At 47.9% G+C, this 20,261-nt stretch carries 19 protein-coding genes and 1 pseudogene; 8 read left to right on the top strand and 12 right to left on the bottom strand.

Features of this window, described 5'->3' with window-relative positions; genetic code table 11:
* Both EDC45_RS04550 and EDC45_RS04545 read left to right on the top strand, forming a co-directional pair.
* Positions 1-185: pseudogene (locus tag EDC45_RS04550) on the top strand (IS256 family transposase, variant Zn-binding type); the annotation flags it as partial.
* Between the two features lie 44 nt (positions 186-229).
* Positions 230-739, top strand: coding sequence for a DMT family transporter (locus EDC45_RS04545; RefSeq protein WP_133543891.1), 510 nt, complete (start codon positions 230-232; stop codon positions 737-739).
* Between the two features lie 105 nt (positions 740-844).
* Here EDC45_RS04545 and EDC45_RS04540 read toward each other — a convergent pair whose 3' ends face one another.
* The 9 genes from EDC45_RS04540 to EDC45_RS04500 all read right to left on the bottom strand — a co-directional run bounded on the left by EDC45_RS04540 (position 845) and on the right by EDC45_RS04500 (position 9,713).
* A complete protein-coding gene (locus tag EDC45_RS04540) occupies positions 845-2,212 on the bottom strand; it encodes a sodium-dependent transporter (RefSeq protein ID WP_133543888.1) in 1,368 nt (455 codons plus the stop codon).
* Between the two features lie 88 nt (positions 2,213-2,300).
* Complete coding sequence (gene nth, locus EDC45_RS04535; protein WP_133543887.1) at positions 2,301-2,936, bottom strand: endonuclease III; 636 nt, start codon at positions 2,934-2,936, stop codon at positions 2,301-2,303.
* A gap of 15 nt (positions 2,937-2,951) precedes the next feature.
* The gene (locus EDC45_RS04530) at positions 2,952-3,626 is read right to left on the bottom strand and encodes an electron transport complex subunit E (protein WP_133543936.1); all 675 of its coding nucleotides are present in this window, start codon (positions 3,624-3,626) and stop codon (positions 2,952-2,954) included.
* A 25-nt stretch (positions 3,627-3,651) separates the two neighbouring features.
* Positions 3,652-4,257 carry an electron transport complex subunit RsxG gene (gene rsxG, locus EDC45_RS04525; protein ID WP_133543885.1) on the bottom strand — a complete coding sequence of 202 codons (606 nt, stop codon included), beginning with the start codon at positions 4,255-4,257 and terminating at the stop codon, positions 3,652-3,654.
* Positions 4,258-4,267: 10 nt separating this feature from the next.
* Positions 4,268-5,266 (bottom strand): electron transport complex subunit RsxD, encoded by a 999-nt coding sequence (gene rsxD / locus EDC45_RS04520; protein ID WP_424960660.1) that lies wholly within the window; start codon positions 5,264-5,266, stop codon positions 4,268-4,270.
* Between the two features lie 93 nt (positions 5,267-5,359).
* Positions 5,360-7,672: an electron transport complex subunit RsxC gene (gene rsxC / locus EDC45_RS04515; protein ID WP_133543881.1), complete on the bottom strand. Its 2,313-nt coding sequence runs from the start codon at positions 7,670-7,672 to the stop codon at positions 5,360-5,362.
* Between the two features lie 3 nt (positions 7,673-7,675).
* Positions 7,676-8,266 (bottom strand): electron transport complex subunit RsxB, encoded by a 591-nt coding sequence (gene rsxB / locus EDC45_RS04510; RefSeq protein ID WP_133543879.1) that lies wholly within the window; start codon positions 8,264-8,266, stop codon positions 7,676-7,678.
* 9 nt (positions 8,267-8,275) lie between these two features.
* Positions 8,276-8,857: an electron transport complex subunit RsxA gene (gene rsxA / locus EDC45_RS04505; protein WP_133543877.1), complete on the bottom strand. Its 582-nt coding sequence runs from the start codon at positions 8,855-8,857 to the stop codon at positions 8,276-8,278.
* A 133-nt stretch (positions 8,858-8,990) separates the two neighbouring features.
* Positions 8,991-9,713, bottom strand: coding sequence for a SanA/YdcF family protein (locus EDC45_RS04500; protein ID WP_133543875.1), 723 nt, complete (start codon positions 9,711-9,713; stop codon positions 8,991-8,993).
* A gap of 237 nt (positions 9,714-9,950) precedes the next feature.
* Between EDC45_RS04500 and metX the strand changes: the two genes are divergently transcribed.
* The gene (metX, locus tag EDC45_RS04495; protein ID WP_133543873.1) at positions 9,951-11,048 is read left to right on the top strand and encodes a homoserine O-acetyltransferase MetX; all 1,098 of its coding nucleotides are present in this window, start codon (positions 9,951-9,953) and stop codon (positions 11,046-11,048) included.
* Between the two features lie 8 nt (positions 11,049-11,056).
* Here the strand turns inward: metX and folK are convergent, their stop codons facing one another.
* The 3 genes from folK to dksA all read right to left on the bottom strand — a co-directional run bounded on the left by folK (position 11,057) and on the right by dksA (position 13,597).
* A complete protein-coding gene (folK, locus tag EDC45_RS04490) occupies positions 11,057-11,545 on the bottom strand; it encodes a 2-amino-4-hydroxy-6-hydroxymethyldihydropteridine diphosphokinase (RefSeq protein ID WP_133543871.1) in 489 nt (162 codons plus the stop codon).
* A gap of 8 nt (positions 11,546-11,553) precedes the next feature.
* Positions 11,554-12,861 (bottom strand): polynucleotide adenylyltransferase PcnB, encoded by a 1,308-nt coding sequence (gene pcnB / locus EDC45_RS04485; RefSeq protein WP_279526595.1) that lies wholly within the window; start codon positions 12,859-12,861, stop codon positions 11,554-11,556.
* Between the two features lie 286 nt (positions 12,862-13,147).
* Complete coding sequence (gene dksA / locus EDC45_RS04480) at positions 13,148-13,597, bottom strand: RNA polymerase-binding protein DksA (protein ID WP_133543867.1); 450 nt, start codon at positions 13,595-13,597, stop codon at positions 13,148-13,150.
* A gap of 286 nt (positions 13,598-13,883) precedes the next feature.
* Between dksA and EDC45_RS04475 the strand changes: the two genes are divergently transcribed.
* The 5 genes from EDC45_RS04475 to kdsB are packed head-to-tail and all read left to right on the top strand — an operon-like array spanning position 13,884 to position 20,255.
* A complete protein-coding gene (locus EDC45_RS04475) occupies positions 13,884-16,358 on the top strand; it encodes a DNA internalization-related competence protein ComEC/Rec2 (RefSeq protein WP_243728759.1) in 2,475 nt (824 codons plus the stop codon).
* Between the two features lie 51 nt (positions 16,359-16,409).
* Positions 16,410-18,158 (top strand): lipid A ABC transporter ATP-binding protein/permease MsbA, encoded by a 1,749-nt coding sequence (gene msbA, locus EDC45_RS04470; protein WP_133543865.1) that lies wholly within the window; start codon positions 16,410-16,412, stop codon positions 18,156-18,158.
* A 60-nt stretch (positions 18,159-18,218) separates the two neighbouring features.
* Complete coding sequence (gene lpxK, locus EDC45_RS04465) at positions 18,219-19,205, top strand: tetraacyldisaccharide 4'-kinase (RefSeq protein ID WP_133543863.1); 987 nt, start codon at positions 18,219-18,221, stop codon at positions 19,203-19,205.
* Between the two features lie 59 nt (positions 19,206-19,264).
* Complete coding sequence (locus EDC45_RS04460; RefSeq protein WP_133543932.1) at positions 19,265-19,480, top strand: Trm112 family protein; 216 nt, start codon at positions 19,265-19,267, stop codon at positions 19,478-19,480.
* Between the two features lies 1 nt (position 19,481).
* Positions 19,482-20,255: a 3-deoxy-manno-octulosonate cytidylyltransferase gene (gene kdsB / locus EDC45_RS04455; RefSeq protein ID WP_133543861.1), complete on the top strand. Its 774-nt coding sequence runs from the start codon at positions 19,482-19,484 to the stop codon at positions 20,253-20,255.
* Positions 20,256-20,261: the final 6 nt, after the last annotated feature.

The following is a 20,261-nucleotide window of genomic DNA, read 5'->3' as shown; positions in this document are numbered from 1 at the left end:
TAAAACGTTATATGGATGTCTTATTTACATATGAAAAATATGCCCAATTGAAGATAGAGAAGACGACAAATCGCATAGAAGGATTATTCAAAGAACTAAAATTGAAATTGCGCGTTCATAACGGGCTGAGCAGAAAGCATAAGATTATGTTTATAAAAGATTTTTTAAGCAAAAAGAGTGGGTAAAACCCACACTTTTGTCTATTAAACTAGGGATATGTGGAAAATCAATGAAAATCCCCACACTTTTGTCCATTATGCCTCTGATTGCCAGCCCGGAGTTCGGCCGTAACGGACAAGCGCTTTGGGGATTTATTTCGGGGATTTTATCCGGTTTGTTTTTGGCGCTATCCATGGTATTTGTACGCAAGGCGCATGATGTTGAAAGGGTACATATTTTCCCCCTCATGCTGTTAATCGGTATTGGCGGCGTTGTCAGCCTGCTGCTTCCGACAATTCTGCTTAACGGCGAAAATATGTTGCCCGCAGGATTCGAACAAATCGGTCTGCTCTTAGTTTACGCCCTAATGACCCAATGTTTCGCTTGGGGCTTAATTGCTTATTCCATTCCTATGCTTTCCCTGGCCCTGACCGGCTTATTATTACTCACCGAGCCTGTTGCCGCCTTGCTGATCGATTATATGGTATTGAATAAACCTATTAATGAGGTGCAATGGTTCGGCGTGGTGTTAACCCTGGGCGCGATTTATCTGGGAACATTAAGAGGTACGGAACGATAACCTGATTGGGAAGATATAAAAACTGCCTATTGACACCCTAGAAGATAAAATCGCCGCATAGCGGCGATAATTATTTTCAGTCTATTTCACCGGACAAGGCTTCCTTTAAGCCAGATTACTGATAAAAATTACAATAATAATCAGCGGTACGACGAATTTAACGTAATTAAACCAAAGATTGGTGAAAAGAGAGTCGGGTTTATTTGAGAGTTCGGCTTTGGCTTTATCCTTAAGCACGAAACCGACGAAAACGGCACAGCCTAGGGCGGTGAGTAAAAATAAAATATTACCGCTGATATAATCAAAACTGTCGAAGATATTTCTACCGAAGAATCTCACCTCTTTCAGCAGATTATCACTTAGAATCGCCGGGATATTTCCAAATAGAAAAATTGTTCCCAGGGTAAGGGCGATAGCTTTGCTGCGGCGCATTTTCAGTTTTTCCTGTAATGCGGTGATAATGGCCTCGTAGATGGTAATAGAGGTGGTCAGCGCGGCAATTAATAGTAAAGCGAAGAAAATAACCGCAAAGAAGGTGCCGGCCCAAAGATGGGAGAATACCATCGGCAGGCTCTGGAATACCAGGGTCGGGCCGGCATTCGGCGCAATACCGAAAGTAAACAGCGAAGGGAAAATCATAAAGCCGGATAAAACCGCAATAAGGGTATTGGTAAAACCGGTAATCACTGCGGTTTGAATCAGATTTTCTTCTTTGCTCAGATAGCTGGAAAGGGTAATCAGCACCCCGAAGCCGAGGCTAAGGGCGAAGAATACCTGTCCCAACACCATAATAAACAGGCTTGGGGTGATTTTCGAAAAATCCGGTTTCAAATAGTAGGTAATTCCTTCCATTGCGCCGGGCAGGGTGATATTACGGATCACCATACCGATAAGAAAAATAAACAATAAGGGCATCAGATATTTTACCGAGCGCTCAATCCCGCCGATAATACCCTTAGCGAGAATAATGTAGTTGACGACTACAAAGGTAAAGGTATAACAGGCGATCCGCAGCGGGCTTTGGGTAACGCTCGAGGTATAAAAATGCTGGGCGATCTCCTTTGTAATAGGGGCGGATATATCCAGTTCGCCACTTATCAACCCGACAATATAGTTAATAACCCAGCCGCCCAGCACCATATAATAGGCCATAATTCCGAAAGCGCCGAGTAAGCCGGTGTAGCCGAGGATCTTCCAGTATTTGGAAATATTTTTATCCTGCAATTTATCGCCGAAAGCATCGATAGAATTTACCCGCAGGCGGCGACCTATCACGTTTTCGACCAGAATCATAGGGATCCCGATTAATATCATCGCCACACAAAATAGCAGAACATAGGCGCCGCCGCCATGTTCACCCACCAGATAGGGAAAGCGCCAAGTGGCGCCGAAACCTACGGTAGCGCCAGCGACGGTAAGAATATAAGTGAGTTTACTCGACCAGGTTTGTCGTTCGTTCTTTTTACTTGTCATTAAATCAGTCCGTATATTATTTTTATAGAATTTTTCAGTGTCGGCGAAAAGAGCGGTTGTTTTTTCGGGCATTTTTTTGCCCTATAACTCAGATTTCCGTTTTATCTTTATATTCGCATAGATCTTCAATAATGCAGGAGCCGCATCTCGGCTTTCTGGCGATACAGGTGTAGCGTCCGTGCAGAATCAGCCAGTGATGAACATCATATTTAAATTCATCGGGAACGACTTTCAGCAGCTTTTCTTCCACTTTCACCACATCTTTGCCGGGGGCGAAGCCGGTGCGGTTAGCCACTCGGAAAATATGGGTGTCCACCGCAATGGTCGGTTGCCCGAATGCCGTATTTAAAACCACATTGGCGGTTTTTCTGCCTACGCCTGCCAGGCTCTCCAGCGCCTCTCGCTCTTGCGGTACTTCGCCGCCGAATTTATCAATTAAATCCCGGCAGGTTTTAATAATATTTTCCGCTTTGCTGTTATACAGTCCTATGGTACGGATATAACTTTTTAGCCCTTCTACACCTAATGCCAGTATCTCCTGTGGCGTAGAGGCAACGGGAAACAGCTTTTGGGTCGCCTTGTTCACGCTTTTATCTGTTGCCTGAGCGGACAAAATCACGGCGATTAACAGCTCGAAGGGCGAATTATAGCTTAATTCGGTGGTGGGATGCGGATTCTGATCCCTTAGCCGTTGCAGGATAGCAACACGTTTTTGTCGATTCATACCGGAGCAATATCCTTATTTTTTACGGTTATCAATGATATTTTTTAAGGCCAGTAACAAGCCGAGCCCTAAAAAAGCGCCCGGAGGCAGAATTGCCAACAGCAAGTTGCTGTCGCTATGGAAAAACTCAATGCGCAAATGTACCGCCCAAGGCCCGAACAATTGATCCAGACCGGCAAACAGGGTGCCGCTACCTAGAATTTCGCGCAATGCCCCGAGCAGAAATAAAGCCACCGTCATTCCCAGTCCCATGGAAAAACCGTCGAATAGAGAATGCAGCACATTGTTCTTGGAAGCGAAAGCCTCCGCTCGGCCGATAACAATACAATTGGTAACAATCAGCGGAATAAAAATGCCTAGAGATTGGTAAAGACTATAGGTATAAGCATTCATAAGCAACTGAATTGCGGTTACCGTGGTAGCGATAATCATCACATAAATCGGAATACGGATTTCATGGGGGGTTTGTTTGCGGAATAAAGATACCATGGTATTGGTACAGATTAATACCAGCATCGTCGCCAAACCAAGGCCCAGAGCATTGGTGGCGGTATTGGATACCGCCAGTAACGGACAAAGCCCGAGCAGCTGAACCAGGCTCGGGTTATTGAACCATACCCCTTGTTTAAACAAGGTTGCCCAAATACCGCTTTCTGTTGCCTCGTCCTCCTGCGGAGTCGGCATTTCCATATTTTGTTGTGGGGTTTCCTTCATCTTATTCACAGCCTGCTTCGGTTTTCGGTGGTTGTTCCAGTATCATTAATGCGGCTCGTTTTACTTGATTGACAATAGCGCGCGGAGTAATTGTGGCGCCGGAGAACTGATCGAACTTACCGCCATCTTTTTTTACCGCCCAGTCGCTTAAGTTATCGGCGCTAATTTTTTTATTATTGAAGCTTAGGATCCAGTGGGAAATTCGCAATTCGATTTTATCGCCCAATCCCGGCGTTTCATGATGTTCTATCACTCGCACCCCAAGCACCTCGCCGGCCGGCGTGATACCGACCAATAAACGGATATTACCGGAATAACCGTCGGGGGCGGTGGTTTCAAAAGCATAAGCACTGATTTTATCTCTTTGTTCGGCAATATAGATTTTACCGAACTGAGGATTATCGCTGCGCACACAGGAAGAGAGCAAATCGTTATCAAAATAGCGTTGTGGAATCACCTGCAACAAGAGTTCCTGCTGCTGACGGGCGATCACTTCTTCCACTTTATCTTTGGTCAGAAAATGGATAGCGCTGGACAGCGTCGCACATATTAAAGCGACAAGGGCTAACAGGAACGCGTATTTTGATGTGGTTTTCATAATACCCATGGATTATTCCTTATTTTCTGCCATAGCCGGATACCCGGGGACGCGTATATTGATCGATAAAAGGCACGCAGATATTGGCGAGCAAAATGGCAAAGGCGACGCCGTCCGGATAACCGCCGTAAAAACGGATTAAATAGATCAGCAAACCGGTTAAGGCGCCGAAAACCAGTTTTCCACGCGGCGTAATGGAGGCGGTAACCGGATCCGTAGCGATAAAAAACGCACAGAACATGGTAGCGCCGCTGAATAACTGCCAAAGGGGCGACGGCGTATTGTCCGTCAGCAACCAGCTAATCAGTGCCAATAGGCTTAGGGTTGCTAAAAGTGCGGCCGGAATTTGCCAATGAATGATCTTTTTCCAGAGCAGAAAAATACCGCCGAATAAAAACGCCAGATTGATCTGGAACCAGCCCAAACCTGCGAACCAAGAACGGGTAAACAAAGGGGAGGCATTGATTTGCTCCAAACTCAGATTCGCTTTTAAACCGGTTTTTACACTGTCTAGCGGAGTGGCTTGGGTAACCCCGTCAATTAGCCGAGTCAATTGATGTAGGCTAAAACCGTCCGTACTAACGCCAAAGAATATCAGTCGATAGGCATCGGAAAATGTCGGCGGTTCGCTTAATAGGCTAATGGGCGGCATCCAAGTACTCATTTGTAGCGGAAAGGAAACTAACAGCACCACATAGCCGACCATAGCGGGGTTAAACAGATTTTGTCCCAAACCGCCATACACATGTTTCCCCAGTATGACCGCACAGAAGGTACCGATCAGAATAATCCAGAAGGGTGCATAGGGCGGAATGGCAACGGCAAGAATCAGTGCGGTCAGTACTACGCTAAAATCGCTGAGATAAAATAATTTTGTTTTTCCGCGTAATAAGGTAACCAAAAATTCCAAAAACAGGGCAAAAGCAACGGCCAGTACGGCCTGAATAAGCACACCGTAGCCGAAATAATAGATCTGCAGACAGATTGCCGGAAGCATGGCAACAATCACCCATAACATAATACGGGCGGTTAGTTTACCGGAGTGGGTATGGGGTGAGCTGGTGATTATAAACATTATTCTCTCTTTGTATTGCTTTGCATTAAGGTTGCATTATTCCTTGTTCTGATTGGAGAGGGCATCCTGTGCCGCCTTTTTGGCTTTGGCTCTCGCAATAGCGGCGGCTATCGCCGCTTTTTTAGCCTCGGTGGCGGAATTCGGAATGTTTTCCGATGCGCTAGATTGCATCTCTTGCCGGGTGTTTTGCTCTGTCGGCGAGGAATCCGCCGGTGCCGATTGCGGGCTATCCGTTTGCTGCGCTTTTTTGGCTTTGGCTCTCGCAATAGCGGCGGCTATCGCCGCTTTTTTAGCCTCGGTGGCGGAATTCGGTACGCTTTCCGATGCGCTAGATTGCATCTCTTGCCGGGTATTTTGCTCTGTCGGCGAGGAATCCGCCGATGCTGATTGCGTGCTATCCGTTTGCTGCGCTTTTTTGGCTTTGGCTCTCGCAATAGCGGCGGCTATCGCCGCTTTTTTAGCCTCGGCACCGGAATTCTGAGTGTTTTCCGGTGCACTCGGTTGCATTTCTTGCCGGGTATTTTGCTCCGCCGGCGAGGAATCCGCCGGTGCCGATTGCGGGCTATCCGTTTGCTGTGCTTTTTTGGCTTTAGCCCTTGCAATAGCGGCGGCAAGTGCGGCTTTTTTACTATCGGTTGCTGCTGAATCATTATTTGCCGCCGATTGGCTGCCGCTTTGTTGCACTTGTTCGGCCTGTTCTTGGCGGCGAGCTAAACGCTTGGCTTGCCGTAATGCGATGATTTCACTGTTATCCGGCAGGATTTCACCTTTTTCCACAATAGTTTTGATCGAAACAGCGGCTGCTTGGCTTCCCTCCGCTTGCTTGGCTTTCAATCGGGCAATCGCTGCCTGAACGGGATCTATGCCTTTTTGTTGAGCCAGTTCCTGACGACGGGCGGCAGCCGCTTGTTGAGTACGTTCTTTTCTTGCTTGTTGTTCTTTTTCCAGACGAGCCTGACGGGCTTCAAAGCGAAGTTTCGCCTGTTCCGCACGTTTGGCCTGTTGATCAATTTCACGGATTTTGGCTTTTTCCTGACGGAAATACTGAATCAAAGGAATATGGCTCGGGCAAACATAGGCACAGATTCCGCATTCGATACAGTCTTTCAGTTTATAGGCTTGAGCATTGTCATGATCTTCGGCACGGGCATACCAGTAAAGCTGCTGCGGCATTAAATGTACCGGACAGGCGTCGGAACAGGCGGAACAACGGATACAGGATTGTTCCGGCGGAGGCGGTGCGTATTCGAAATGATCCGGCGCAAGCAGGCAGTTGGCAAGCTTGGTTATGGGGGCGTTTAAATCCGGTATTGCCATACCCATCATAGGCCCGCCTAAATATACCGGCAGACGTTCATCATACTGATAGCCGACCTGTTGCAATAGGAAGGAAATGGGTGTACCCAAACGTACCCAACGGTTGCCTTTTTGTGGGATTTTATCGCCGGTTAGGGTTACCACCCGTTCGATTAAAGGTTCGTCATCAATAACGGCTCGTTTCACGGCAAAGGCGGTACCCACGTTTTGCATCAAAATGCCGATACTGGAGGAACGCTGACCGGAAGGGACTTCAGCGCCGGTCAGTACCTCGATTAATTGTTTGGAGGCGCCGGAGGGGTATTTGGTCGGAATCACCCGGATTTCGATATCATTGGCGCCGTGCAGTGCATGGCGTAAGGCCTGTACCGCTTCCGGCTTATTATCTTCCACAGCGATCACAACTTTTTCCGGACGCAAAATATAGCGCAGAATACGGATCCCTTCGATGATTTCATGCGCATAATCGCGCATTAGACGATCATCGCAGGTAATATAGGGTTCGCATTCCGCCCCGTTAATAATCAGCAGTTTGACCTGCTTATCGGCGGAATGAATTTTGGCGGCGGTAGGGAATACCGCACCGCCCAGACCGGCGACACCGGCTTGATAAATTTTTTCAATTAATTGTTCGGGAGTACGGGATAGAAAATCTTCCAAGGGTTGGCGTTCTATCCAGCGATCCTCGCCATCGGCCTCAATATATACCGCAGGTTCGGATAAACCGGAAGGATGAGCGGCAATATAAGGGGCGATATTATAAACTCGGCCGGAAGTCGGTGCATGAACGGGTAGCAGGCGTAAACCGTCGCCCCGAGTCAGCGGCTGACCTTTTAATACCCGATCACCGATTTTAACCAGCAGATCACCGGCATCACCGACATGCTGTTTCAGCGGAACAAAAAAATGCGAGGCCAGCGGCGCTTGGGTAATAGGCGTACGATTGGATTGAGATTTCATTTCCGGCGGATGCAAACCACCGTCAAAATCCCATAATTTGCCTGAATTAAAAGCTGTTAGCACATCCGTCATCGCTTATTTTCCTACTACCGTTTTTTTTGTTCCGTCCGTTATATTTAGGGTCGGGATAACCAGTTCGGGATTAAACTTCCAGTCCCAGTGCTCAAGATCTGTTTCAACCTTAACCATTGTAATACAGTCTGTCGGGCAGGGGGCAACACAGAGTTCGCAGCCGGTGCAGAGCGAGGGAATAACCGTATGTAGGGCTTTATTGGTACCGATAATCGCATCTACCGGGCAGGCCTGAATACATTTGGTACAGCCGATGCACATGGCTTCGTTAATCAGCGCCACTTTAGTTTCCGGTGCTGCGCTGTCCGCATCTTTCGGCACTTCGACCCCGAGCAAATCGGCCAATTTAACCACTAAAGGCTGTCCGCCGGGAACACATTTGGTAATTATATCTCCCCCGGCAATAGCCTCGGCATAGGGCTTACAACCGGGATAGCCGCATTGTCCGCATTGGCTTTGCGGCAGCAGAGCATCAATTTTATCCACGATAGGATCCGCCTCCACTTTCAGTTTTACCGAAGCGAAACCCAGTACCGCGCCGAAAATCAGCGCCAGTACGGCAATGGCGATAAGTACATAGGATAGGGTAGTCATTGCGCTTTCCTACATTCTGACTAATCCGGTAAAGCCCATAAACGCCAGCGACATTAAACCGGCGGTGATTAATGCAATAGGGGTTCCCCGGAAGGGCAGCGGCGTATCGGCGGCGGCCAGGCGCTCGCGCAATGAAGAAAACAGAATCAGCACCAAGGCGAAGCCTAATGCGGCGGAGAAACCGTACAGGATCGATTGAATCAGGTTGTGTGCCAAATTGATATTGAGTAAGGCGACTCCCAATACGGCGCAATTAGTGGTTATCAGCGGTAAGAAAATTCCGAGCAGACGGTAGAGTACCGGGCTGACTTTTTTGATTACCATTTCGGTAAATTGTACAACTACGGCAATGGCGAGAATAAAGATCAGGGTGCGCAGAAAAGTGGCGTCAAAGGGTTTCAGCAGATATTGGTCGATAAGATAGACGCAAAGGGAGGTTACCGTCATTACGAAGGTGGTCGCCAGACCCATTCCTATAGCGGTTTCAACTTTCTTTGACACGCCCATAAAAGGACATAAGCCTAAAAATTTAACCAGTACGAAATTGTTAATTAGTGCGGTACTGATAATGAGTAAAATATATTCTGTCATAAGATTCGGTTCGTTCGAGTAAGCTGCTTATTATCCTGATTTTATCCGTCGAGAACAATAAAAAATTTTATCCAAAAATTTAATCGAAAACGACCGCACTTTAAATACCCGATAATGGGGAATTAAGGCGGAACTACGGGGTAGCGGGATTGAGTGCCGGAGCGGGCAAGGGTTCGGGCGCCCCCAGAAAATACGGTGTTTTTTCCGTTGCCAGATCCCACAGCATCTGCAATCGTGCGAATACTTCGCGGAAGCGGACGAAAATATAATCTTTAGGGTATTCTGCGGCGAAGCAGATCGCGTCGATATGATAATACTTGGCGATAAATAATGCACGTTCACATTGAAAACGCTGGGTAATAATTGTCATCGGCGTGGCATGAAACACTTGCTTTGCTCGGATAACGGAGTCCAGCGTACGAAAACCGGCATAATCCGGAAATAAAAAGCGATCTTCGATCCCGTTCTTTTTTAGATCGCGCTGCATGGTTCGGGGTTCGTTATATTGCAGGGTGCGATTATCGCCGCTTAATAATAGATAATCGATTTTGCCCGTTTTAAATAATTGCTCGGCGGCCTGCAGGCGATAATGGTAAAAAAGATTCGGACTGTTATTAATAAAGTATTTAGAGGTTCCCAACACCATACCATAAGGGCGGTGAGGAATGGTTTGCGCATCCGTGTAGATCGCTTTGCGTACATATAGACCGACGCCCAGATCCAGAAGTAGGATAACCAGCAGCAGAGTGGCTGCAGTACATAATAGCGGACGCAGTAGAGCCGTTAAGCGACTTTTTCCGCGCAGAAAAACGCTGGCAAAGATTTTTTCGAATCCTTTTCTTTCGTTATTCGCCATACATCTTTCACCTTAGCCAAGCACTCAAGCCCATTACATTAATGAAAAAAAGCCGCGAATTCAAGCCTAATTTACTGTAAAACCCGGGGCGGCTCCCGGATGTCCGCCAGCGCTCGGTTTTGAAGTTTTAGCCGTTTAGACGTCTAAAATTTCTTGACAAGCAGAAAGCGCAAATGTAGCTTATTTACATTCCGGCAGAATCAGCTGCAATTAATTATGTCGTTTTACGGGTTTTCCATGGCAGTACAGAAAGTAACTCTTTTCACCGAGCAAGCGTTAAATCTCCACTTCGGCGGACAACTGGACCGCATTGAGGTCGCTTATCAGACCTACGGCAGATTAAATGCGGATAAGAGTAATGCGGTGCTGATTTGCCATGCCTTAACCGGAGATGCGGAGCCTTATTTCGAGCAGGAGGAAGGGCGCAAAGGATGGTGGCAGAGTTTTATGGGCGAAGGACTGGCACTGGACACCTCCCGCTATTTTTTTATTTGTTCCAATGTATTGGGCGGTTGTAAGGGCAGCACCGGCCCTTCTTCGCCGAATCCGCTCAGCGGTAAACCTTATGGCAGCCAGTTTCCGCATATTGTCGTGCAGGATATGGTAAGGGTACAACACGAATTAGTCGCTTATTTGGGAATTCCTCGTTTGCAGGCGGTAATCGGCGGTTCTTTCGGGGGAATGCAGGCGACCCAATGGGCGGTGGATTACCCGGATGAGGTGGATAATATTGTTAATCTCTGTTCTTCCTTAACCTTTAGTGCCGAAGCCATCGGCTTTAATCATGTAATGCGTCAGGCGATTGTTAATGATCCCAATTTTAACCGGGGGGATTATTATGCGGGCGAACCGCCGCACAGAGGGCTGGCCATAGCAAGAATGCTGGGTATGTTGACCTACCGCACCGATATTCAGTTGGCGAAGGCTTTCGGTCGCGCTACTAAAAATGAAGGGGCATTCTGGGGGGATTATTTTCAGGTGGAATCTTATCTGAGTTATCAGGGCGAGAAGTTTTTAGAACGTTTTGACGCCAACAGTTATTTACATTTGCTACGCGCCTTGGATTTGTATGATGCCGGGCTTGGCTATGCCAATCTTAAATCGGCGCTGGCGCGGATTAAGGCGCGCTATACGCTGGTGGCTGTAACCAATGATCAGCTTTTTAAATTGGTGGATCTGCGTAAAAGCCGACAGCTGTTGGAACAAAGCGGGGTTCGTTTGGATTATCATGAAATCAGCTCCGATTACGGGCATGATGCCTTTTTGGTGGATTACGATATTTTCGAGGCGAAAATACGCGATGGACTTGCCTCCGCCGCCGTTTCTGAAAGCTAGTTCAAAGCTTAAAGAGAGGGAGTAATAACCTGCATTTGATGATCGGCAAAAGAGGAATATAAATTTACCAGCTTTTGTCCTTCAGGCAATACTAGATCCGGTGCAATTTCATATAGCGGCACAATGACGAATTCTCTGTTGTGCATATCATAATGGGGCAGGGTCAGTCGCTCGCTACGTATAATTTGTTGCTCATATAATAGAATATCCAAATCCAGCGTTCTTTCTCCCCAGCGACGCAGACGCACACGGCCCTGAGCCCGTTCGATTTCCTGTAGCGCATCTAGTAGGGCAAGGGGGGGCAGAGAGGTTTGAATTGCTGCTACGGCATTGATGTAATCGGGCTGATCCTGAGGGCCGAGAGGTTTGCTCAAATAAAAGGCGCTGCGGGAAACAAGTTCGGTTTCCGGCAGTGCGGCAATAGCCGTCAGCGCCTGTTCAAGTTGCCGCACGGGAGAGTGCAGATTACTGCCTAATGCGATATAAGCCAGACTCATTTTGCTCCTCAGCTAGGGGATTTTGCTCTGTTTTTATTATTTCTGTTGCGGTAGCGTCTTTTCTTCGGTCGCGGATGCAGTTTATCCTGTTCACTGACTAAATCGGAACGCTGCATCGGATTGCTTAATTGATAAGCATGCCACCAGCTTAACAGCTCGACGCTTTCACCGCCTTCAATTTCCGCACGCATCGCCAATAAGTCGAAAGCCGCACGGAACTTCGGATGCGCCATGGTGCGCTCAGGAGCTTTACCGCTACGTTTCATCAACTGTAACTGCAACATCCAAATATCGCGGATAACGGCGGTATGGCGGCGCGGTACGGCTAATGCGCGGCAGAATAATTCCAGAATATCGTTTCCCGCCAGCCCATAGGCGTCGTAGTTGTTCAGACCGCCTTCATTTTTCAGGATCTCGACTTTTTCACGTAGCGGATACCAGAAAAAAGCGGCAAATAAAAAGGCGGGATTGATACGCAATTTATCTGCGATCCGCTCGTCGGTAGAGGTTAGTGCGGTCAGAATCATGCGTTCGGCAAAGCTATCGCCGCGCTCGGTAAAATAAGGCGTTAATGCCGGAAATAGCGGCTCGAACAGGTTATATTCACGTAATAACTTGTAGGTTTTGATGCCCTGTCCGGTTTGTAATAGCTTCAGACTTTCGTCAAATAAGCGAGCGGGTGGAATGCTCTGCAGCAAATGAGCGAGGCGACGAATAGGTTCTTCACTCGGTTTATCCAGGAACATATCCAGTTTTGCCATAAAACGCACGGAGCGCAGCATTCGTACCGGATCTTCATGATAACGCAGGGAAGGATCGCCGATTAACCGCAGTTTACCCGCTTTTAGATCTTCAATGCCGTTGAAATAATCATATACGATATTTTCTTTCGGGCTGTAATATAAGGCGTTAACGGTAAAGTCCCGGCGTTGCGCATCCTGTTCCAGAGTGCCGTAAACGTTATCGCGCAACAGCATTCCCTCGTCGTTTCGTTTTGCCGAATTTTCATTAAGGCTATTGTCATGGCCGGCACGGAAGGTTGCCACTTCGATAATATCTCGTCCGAACATAATATGCGCCAGGCGAAAACGGCGACCGACCAATCTGCATTGGCGTTGAAAAATGGCCTGAACCTGATCGGGACGGGCATTGGTTGCCACATCGAAATCTTTCGGTTTTTTATCCAGCAGCAAATCGCGTAAACAACCGCCGACAATATAGGCCTCGTACCCGTGGCGATTCAGTTTTTCCACCACGCTGAGCGCATTTTTGCTAATCATTCTGGCCGAAATTCCAAGTTTGGAAGCCTTGATAATATGCTTGTCGGAAGAGCGCTGTGCTGAGGTTTCGGATTTTAGCGGTGAACGACGGGATACGGCGAAGTTCGGTTTCTGGCGCGAACCCTTGGCGGATAACTGTTTTTGTGCTGATGCTGGCTGCTGAGGTGTTTCGGCTTTTCTTGATTCTTTATTAAACAGCCGTTTGATATAGCTTAAAATAATCTACTCCAATATATAAATAACTGATCGGAATTATTCTTAATATTAAACCGGTAGGAAGCCCCATATTCTTCCTCCCGGTCGCTAATAGCGGACAATCCGATCAATTGCCCATTTGTTTTTCGCGCACTTCCGCCAGTGTTTTGCAATCTATACATAAATCGGCGGTAGGGCGAGCTTCTAAACGACGGATTCCGATTTCAATCCCACAGGAATCGCAATAACCGAAATCATCGGTATTCAGTTTTTTCAGGGTGTTTTCAATTTTTTTCATCAGTTTGCGTTCGCGATCACGGGTACGCAATTCTAGGCTGAATTCTTCTTCCTGGGTGGCCCGATCGGCGGGATCGGGGAAATTTGCCGCTTCGTCCTGAATGTGGTTCACCGTACGATGAGTTTCCTCAATAATCTGTGCGCGCCATGCTTCAAGAATTTTTTTGAAATGCAGCAACTGAGATTCGCTCATATATTCTTCACCCGGTTTTTCTTTATAAGGTTCTACACCGGCTAAAGCTAACAGACTTAAAGAGGCTTTATTGGTATTTGAAGTCATACAGACTCTCCTAAAAATAATTACTTCGGTAAGCCGACCTAATCCTTGGCCGACCATAGACTTGCAAGGCGGTTCCTAGGTTGATTAGAGCAATACCATTAATTAGGGTATTTTGAAAGGCGATATAAATAACAGAAGTTGAACAATTTAGCAAATGAATTTATCAGTCCCCGCGCTTTTTTCGGGGAAAAATGCCGTTTATGGGAAAGCTTGCCCAAGCCGTGGTAAAAAAGATTACAAAAGAGGGGATTTTTTCTATGTTATGCCTATTGACAAACGGAACTAATTGATAAGAGAGCTAACCGGTAACGCCTTCCTGAAAGGCGATAAAGGAAGAGTGGAGGCAGGCAAAGATATTATGATGTTCAGCATAGATAAGGCGGCCTTATGGATTATCGGCTGGGCTTATTCGTTATTTCTGGTGCCGGAGGGTTGGCTGTTGGATTGGCGGCAACTGTTGAGCCCCTTGCCGGCTTTAGTGCTTTTGCTCATTGTGATTATAAGCCTGAACTATATTTCCCCTCGGAACTTACTGCCCTTGGCTGTTATGTTTTGTCTGCCTTTCTATTTTCATGGGCAGGCGCTATCTCTGTTGCAACTGGCTCGCCTGCCGGAGAATTTCGGCGCTGAAGTTCAGCTGGATTTCCGAATTGAAACTATTCTCTCTCAAGGGGATTATCAAAGGTTGATTGTACTTAGCGAGCCGCGCCCGGGCTTGCCTGCACAGCGTATCTATCTGCATTGGAATCTGAAGCAAAGCGTACAAAGCGGTGAGTTATGGCGGGGATACCTGAGGTTAAAACCTGTTGCCGCCAGACTGAATCAAGGCGGATTTGATCGGCAAAAGTGGTTTTTCGCCAACGGAATCAGCGCAACGGCAAGGGTTAAAAATGCGTTCAGGTTGGAACAAAATCTTTCCCTTCGTCATCGATATTTGCAGGATGCGCAGAAAAAAACGCAAGGGCTGGCGCAGCAGGGATTGCTGCTGGCGTTGGGATTCGGCGAACGCAGCCGAATGGCGGAGGCGACTTTGCAATTATTTCGGCATACCAATACCGCCCATCTTATTGCGATTTCCGGTTTGCACATTGGCTTAGCCATGTTGATTGGGGTGGCGGCGGGGAGATGTTTGCAATTTTGTTTACCCTCGGCTTGGATAAGACCGCTGCCGCCCCTGATATGCGGCCTGACCTTGGCCGCGACCTATGCCTGGCTGGCCGGTTTTAGCCTACCGACGCAACGCGCCTTGCTGGCTCTTCTTTGTCTTTACGGATTACGTCTGTACCGGGCCGATTGCGGCTCCTGGCGGTTGTTTTTACGTGTGATAGGGTTGTTATTATTATTTGATCCTCTGGCGGTGTTGTCTCAAAGTTTCTGGTTATCCGTTGGTGCTGTTGCCTGTTTGTTACTTTGGTATCGGGTTTGTCCGCTAAATTTATTCGAATGGCGGGGACAACCCTTAAGGGAGGGGATACGCCGGTTTCTAGCGCCCTTCCATCTGCAACTGGGCTTAGTTTGTTTATTTACGCCGATTCAGGTATTGGTTTTCGGTACCTTTGCCGTTTATGGTTTATGGGCGAATTTATTGATGGTACCGCTGTACGGCTTGATTTTGGTACCCATAATTTTATTTGCGGTACTGACCGGCGGAGCGCTGATGTCCTGGCAACTGGCGGATAGTCTGGCGCAACGGACAATCGCCTTGTTGCAGGTTTGGGATAGGGCAGCTCCGGCACTGACTGAACGCGAGGTTATGCTTATTACATTAAGCTGCAGTTTTATTTTTTGCTTGTTGTTATACGGATTGTACGGGCGGAAAAGAAGAACGCCGCCCTTGTTAATCCGACGGCCGAAAACAATTCATTTAAAATTCGAACGCAGTTTACCGAAACGGGAATTTAGCAGCTTACTTATGGGCGGTGTGGGGCTTATGCTGTATTGTGTGTGGACTTTGTTGCGTGCCGAGGCGAATCCCGCCCAATGGCGCTTGGAAACCCTGGATGTAGGTCAAGGGCAGGCAACTCTGATTGTTAAAAATCAAGCCGCTCTGTTATATGATACCGGCGCCGCTTGGGCGACCGGCAGTATGGCCCGTACCGAGATTATCCCTTATCTGCAGCGACAAGGAATTCGCCTCGAGTTATTGATCCTAAGCCATGATGATAATGATCATGCCGGCGGAGCGGCGCATATTCTACAGCGCTATCCTGAGCTGGCGGTAATGCAGGCATCTAAAAAAAACTATGCTAAAAATAACCGCACTTTTTGCCTTGCCGGACAAGAATGGCAATGGCGCGGCCTGCGTTTTAGGAGCTTATCGCCGCATAGTACGCCTTTAAGAGCGAGGAATACGGATTCTTGCGTATTGTTAATCGAAGATGGCCGCCATCGTATATTGCTGACGGGCGACGCGGATCTTGCCGCCGAAAGACGCTTTTTATCCGGTTTGGGAAAAATCGATGTGCTGCAGGTGGGGCATCATGGCAGCCGAACCTCTACCGGGCGGGCTTTGCTGGCGGAAACCCGTCCCCATATAGCCTTGATTTCCGCCGGTGCTTATAACCGTTGGCGCTTTCCCCATACTGAAGTTATAGAAAATCTGAAAGAATATGGCAGCCGAATTTATAATACGGCGGACAGCGGGCAGATTTCGCTACTTTTTTATTCCGATAAATGGCTGAGTCAAACCGCCAGATCGGCACAATCGCCCTGGTATCGGCAGAAAATCACGGTTAAGACGGCGGGAGATTTGGATAATTAAATAAAGATCATGTACAATGCGCCATTATTTTTGACTGAAGGCGAAGCACCGATGCTAGAAAAAGATCTTTCTACTTTACAAACCTTTAAACGCCTATGGCCCACAATAGCGCCTTTTAAAATGGGACTGGTAGCCGCAGCAGCAGCGCTGGTTCTGAATGCGCTCACCGATTCCGGATTAATTTATCTGCTTAAACCCTTACTGGACGAAGGCTTCGGCGCCAAGGATCACGATTTCCTGCGCTTAATGGCGGTATTGGTGATATTTATCATTATTCTGCGCGGTTTAACCAGCTTTATTTCTACCTATTGTCTGTCTTGGGTATCGGGGAAAGTGGTGATGATTATGCGCCGGCGCTTATTTAAGCATTTAATGTATATGCCGGTCAGTTTTTTCGATCAAAATTCCAGCGGACGCTTGCTATCGCGCGTTACCTACGACAGCGAAATGGTGGCTAATTCCTCTTCCGGCGCCTTGGTAACCATTGTACGCGAAGGGGTGTACATTATTTCCCTATTTTGTGTGATGATAGCTACCAGCTGGCAATTGTCTATTATTTTATTCATACTGGCGCCGATAATAGGCGTGCTCATCGGAATCGTATCGAAAAAATTTCGAGAATTAAGTCGCAATATTCAAAACTCCATGGGAGATCTTACTGCCACCACCGAACAAATGCTGAAAGGGCATAAGGTGGTGCTATCCTTCGGCGGTCAGAAAGTGGAAGAAGAACGCTTTAACGAAGTCAGTAACAGTATGCGCCGGAAAGGGATGAAAATGGTGGTTGCCGACGGTATTATTGATCCTGTGGTACAGATTATCGCTTCTTTGGCGCTGTCTGCCGTGTTGTTTTTAGCCACCTTCCCCTCCGTGATGAGCGAAAATCTGACGGCGGGTTCATTTACCGTGGTATTTTCTTCTATGCTGGCAATGATGCGTCCGCTAAAATCCCTCACCAATGTAAATTCCCAATTTCAGCGCGGTATGGCGGCTTGCCAGACCTTGTTTCAAATTCTGGATATGGAAACGGAAAAGGATAAGGGGACTTATGTAACGGAGCGGGTACGCGGCGAAGTTGAGTTTAAAAACGTATCTTTTTCCTACCAGGGTAAGGATAGTCCCGCCCTTAGCCATATGAGTTTTCGCATTCCGAGCGGTAAAACGCTGGCACTGGTGGGGCGTTCCGGTTCCGGAAAATCTACCATCGCCAGTTTGCTGACCCGTTTTTACGATGCGGATCAGGGCGAAATCTTACTGGACGGCGTCAATATTCAGGATTATCGTTTGGAAAATCTGCGCAACCAATGTTCCCTGGTTTCGCAGCAAGTCCATTTATTCGATGATACCATTGCCAATAACATCGCTTATGCAGCGCAGGATAAATACAGCAGAGAGCAGATTATTGCGGCGGCAACCGCAGCGCATGCGATGGAATTTATCGAAAAATTGGATAACGGGCTGGATACGGTGATCGGTGAAAACGGCGCCAGTTTATCCGGCGGCCAACGCCAGCGTTTGGCGATCGCTCGAGCTTTATTGCGTAATGCGCCGGTGTTAATTTTAGATGAAGCCACTTCCGCGTTGGATACGGAATCCGAACGCGCGATTCAGGCGGCCTTGGCGGAATTGCAAAAGGATCGTACCGTGCTGGTAATCGCCCATCGCCTATCCACCATTGAAAATGCGGATGAAATTCTGGTGATTGATCAGGGTGAAATTAAAGAGCGGGGCAATCATCGCACCTTACTGGAACAGGGCGGTATCTACCGACAGCTTCATTCTATGCAGTTTGGTCGCTAAGGTCATTATTGCTATAGGAGCGGGCGCATTGCAGCGCCCTTTATCAATCGGGGGAGTTATATGCACTTTTGGTATCAAAATTCGAAAATCGCTTATTTGCTGCTCCCTTTTTCCTGTTTGTTTCGTGCCATCAGCGCCGTGCGGCGCCTTTGTTTTAAAGCGGGTATCTTTGCTTCTTACCGCGCTCCCGTACCTGTTATTGTGGTGGGTAATCTGTCCGTAGGCGGAAACGGTAAAACCCCGGTAGTGATCTGGTTGGCGCAGCAATTAAGCCGGAAAGGTTTATCGGTCGCCGTGATTTCACGCGGCTACGGCAGCAAAGCCGAACATTACCCGCTATGGGTTACGGCGGATACGGATCCGCGCCGGGGAGGGGACGAACCCGTGCTTATCGCAACGAGAACCGGCGTTCCCGTCGTAATTTCCGCGAATCGGCAAGAGGCGATCGAATTACTGCTGGAACGAGGAAAGCCGGATCTAATTATCAGCGATGACGGACTCCAACATTACCGCTTACAACGTGATATAGAAATCGTGGTGATGGATGCCGAACGCGGATTGGGTAACGGCTTGTTGTTGCCGGCGGGGCCTTTGCGCGAGTTGCCGCAGCGGCTGGCGGAAGTGGATTTAGTGATTGGTAACGGCGGTACTAATGCCTATACGGATTGTTTAATGCGTTTGGCGGCACATTATGCAGTTAATCTGTGTCGGCGGGAAAAACGTTTACTGAGTGAATTTGACGAGGTGGTCGCCATTGCCGGAATCGGAAATCCGCAGCGTTTTTTCAATATGCTGAAGGGATTGAATATCCGCCTGCGCGATAGCCATTCATTTCAGGATCACCAACAATTCAGTCCCGAGTTACTAAAAAAAGTTGAGCAGAATTTACCGCTCTTTATGACAGAAAAAGATGCGGTGAAATGTCGTGCTTTCGCCCGGGAAAACTGGTGGTATGTTCCGGTGGAGGCGGAAATCGACGGTGAGCGGACAAGGGCGCTACTGGAGAAGATTTCCGCGCTCTGTACTAAATCCGAGCCGAAGGCATAAGCGGGCAACTATCGTTCTGGAGAGAGCATATAATGGGGAAGGACGGCGCTAACCGAAAAATCGACGGACGCTTACTGGAAATTATCGCCTGTCCCTGCTGCCAGGGACGGCTTGCTTATGATCGGGACAAGGGACGACTGCTGTGCAAATTCGAGCGAATCGGATTTCCCATAGAAAAGGGTATTCCCGTATTGCTTCCCGAATATGCCTTTTCTTTATGTGAAGATGAAGATTGTAATCAACCTATAAATAATTATTCCCGAGAAAAAGAATAAAATGACAAAATTTACAGTAATTATTCCCGCCCGCTATGCTTCTACCCGCTTACCGGGTAAACCCTTAGCGGATATTTGCGGTAAACCTATGATCCGGCATGTATGGGAACAAGCCCTATTATCCGGGGCGGAGCGTGTCATTATCGCCACGGATCATTCCCAGGTACAAGCGGCGGCACAGGCTTTCGGCGCCGAAGTGTGCATGACTTCGGAAGCACATCGTTCGGGTACCGAACGCTTGGCGGAAGTGGTGGAAAAGCTGGCGCTGGGAGATGAGGAAGTGATTGTTAATATTCAAGGGGATGAACCTCTGATTCCGCCTTGTATCGTTGCTCAAGTGGCCCGTAATCTAAGCCGCTTCAAGGTGAATATGGCCAGCTTGGCGGTGGAAATTCAGGAGGCGGAAGAACTGTTTAATCCTAATGTAGTTAAGGTGGTAACCGATAAGAACGGCTATGTGTTATATTTTTCCCGCGCCGTTATTCCTTGGAATCGGGATCGTTTTACTGCCTTAGGACAGGCAGAATCGCCTTTATCCGCTACCGAATTAAGCCGCCATTATCGCCGCCATATCGGTATTTATGCCTATCGTGCCGGGTTTATTAAGCAATATGTCCAATGGGCGCCGACCGCATTGGAACAGATTGAAAGTCTGGAGCAGCTGCGCGTACTTTGGTACGGCGAGAAGATCCATGTGGAACTGGCGCAGGAAGTGCCGGCGGTAGGTGTTGATACGCCGGAAGATTTGGAAAAAGTCAGAGCTATTCTGGCTTAAAATAAC

The sequence above is a fragment of the Mesocricetibacter intestinalis genome (assembly GCF_004363295.1).
GTDB classification, from domain to species: domain Bacteria; phylum Pseudomonadota; class Gammaproteobacteria; order Enterobacterales; family Pasteurellaceae; genus Mesocricetibacter; species Mesocricetibacter intestinalis.
The sequence above is the reverse complement of the archived record's forward strand: the minus strand, read 5'-3'. Positions and strand labels throughout refer to the sequence as shown.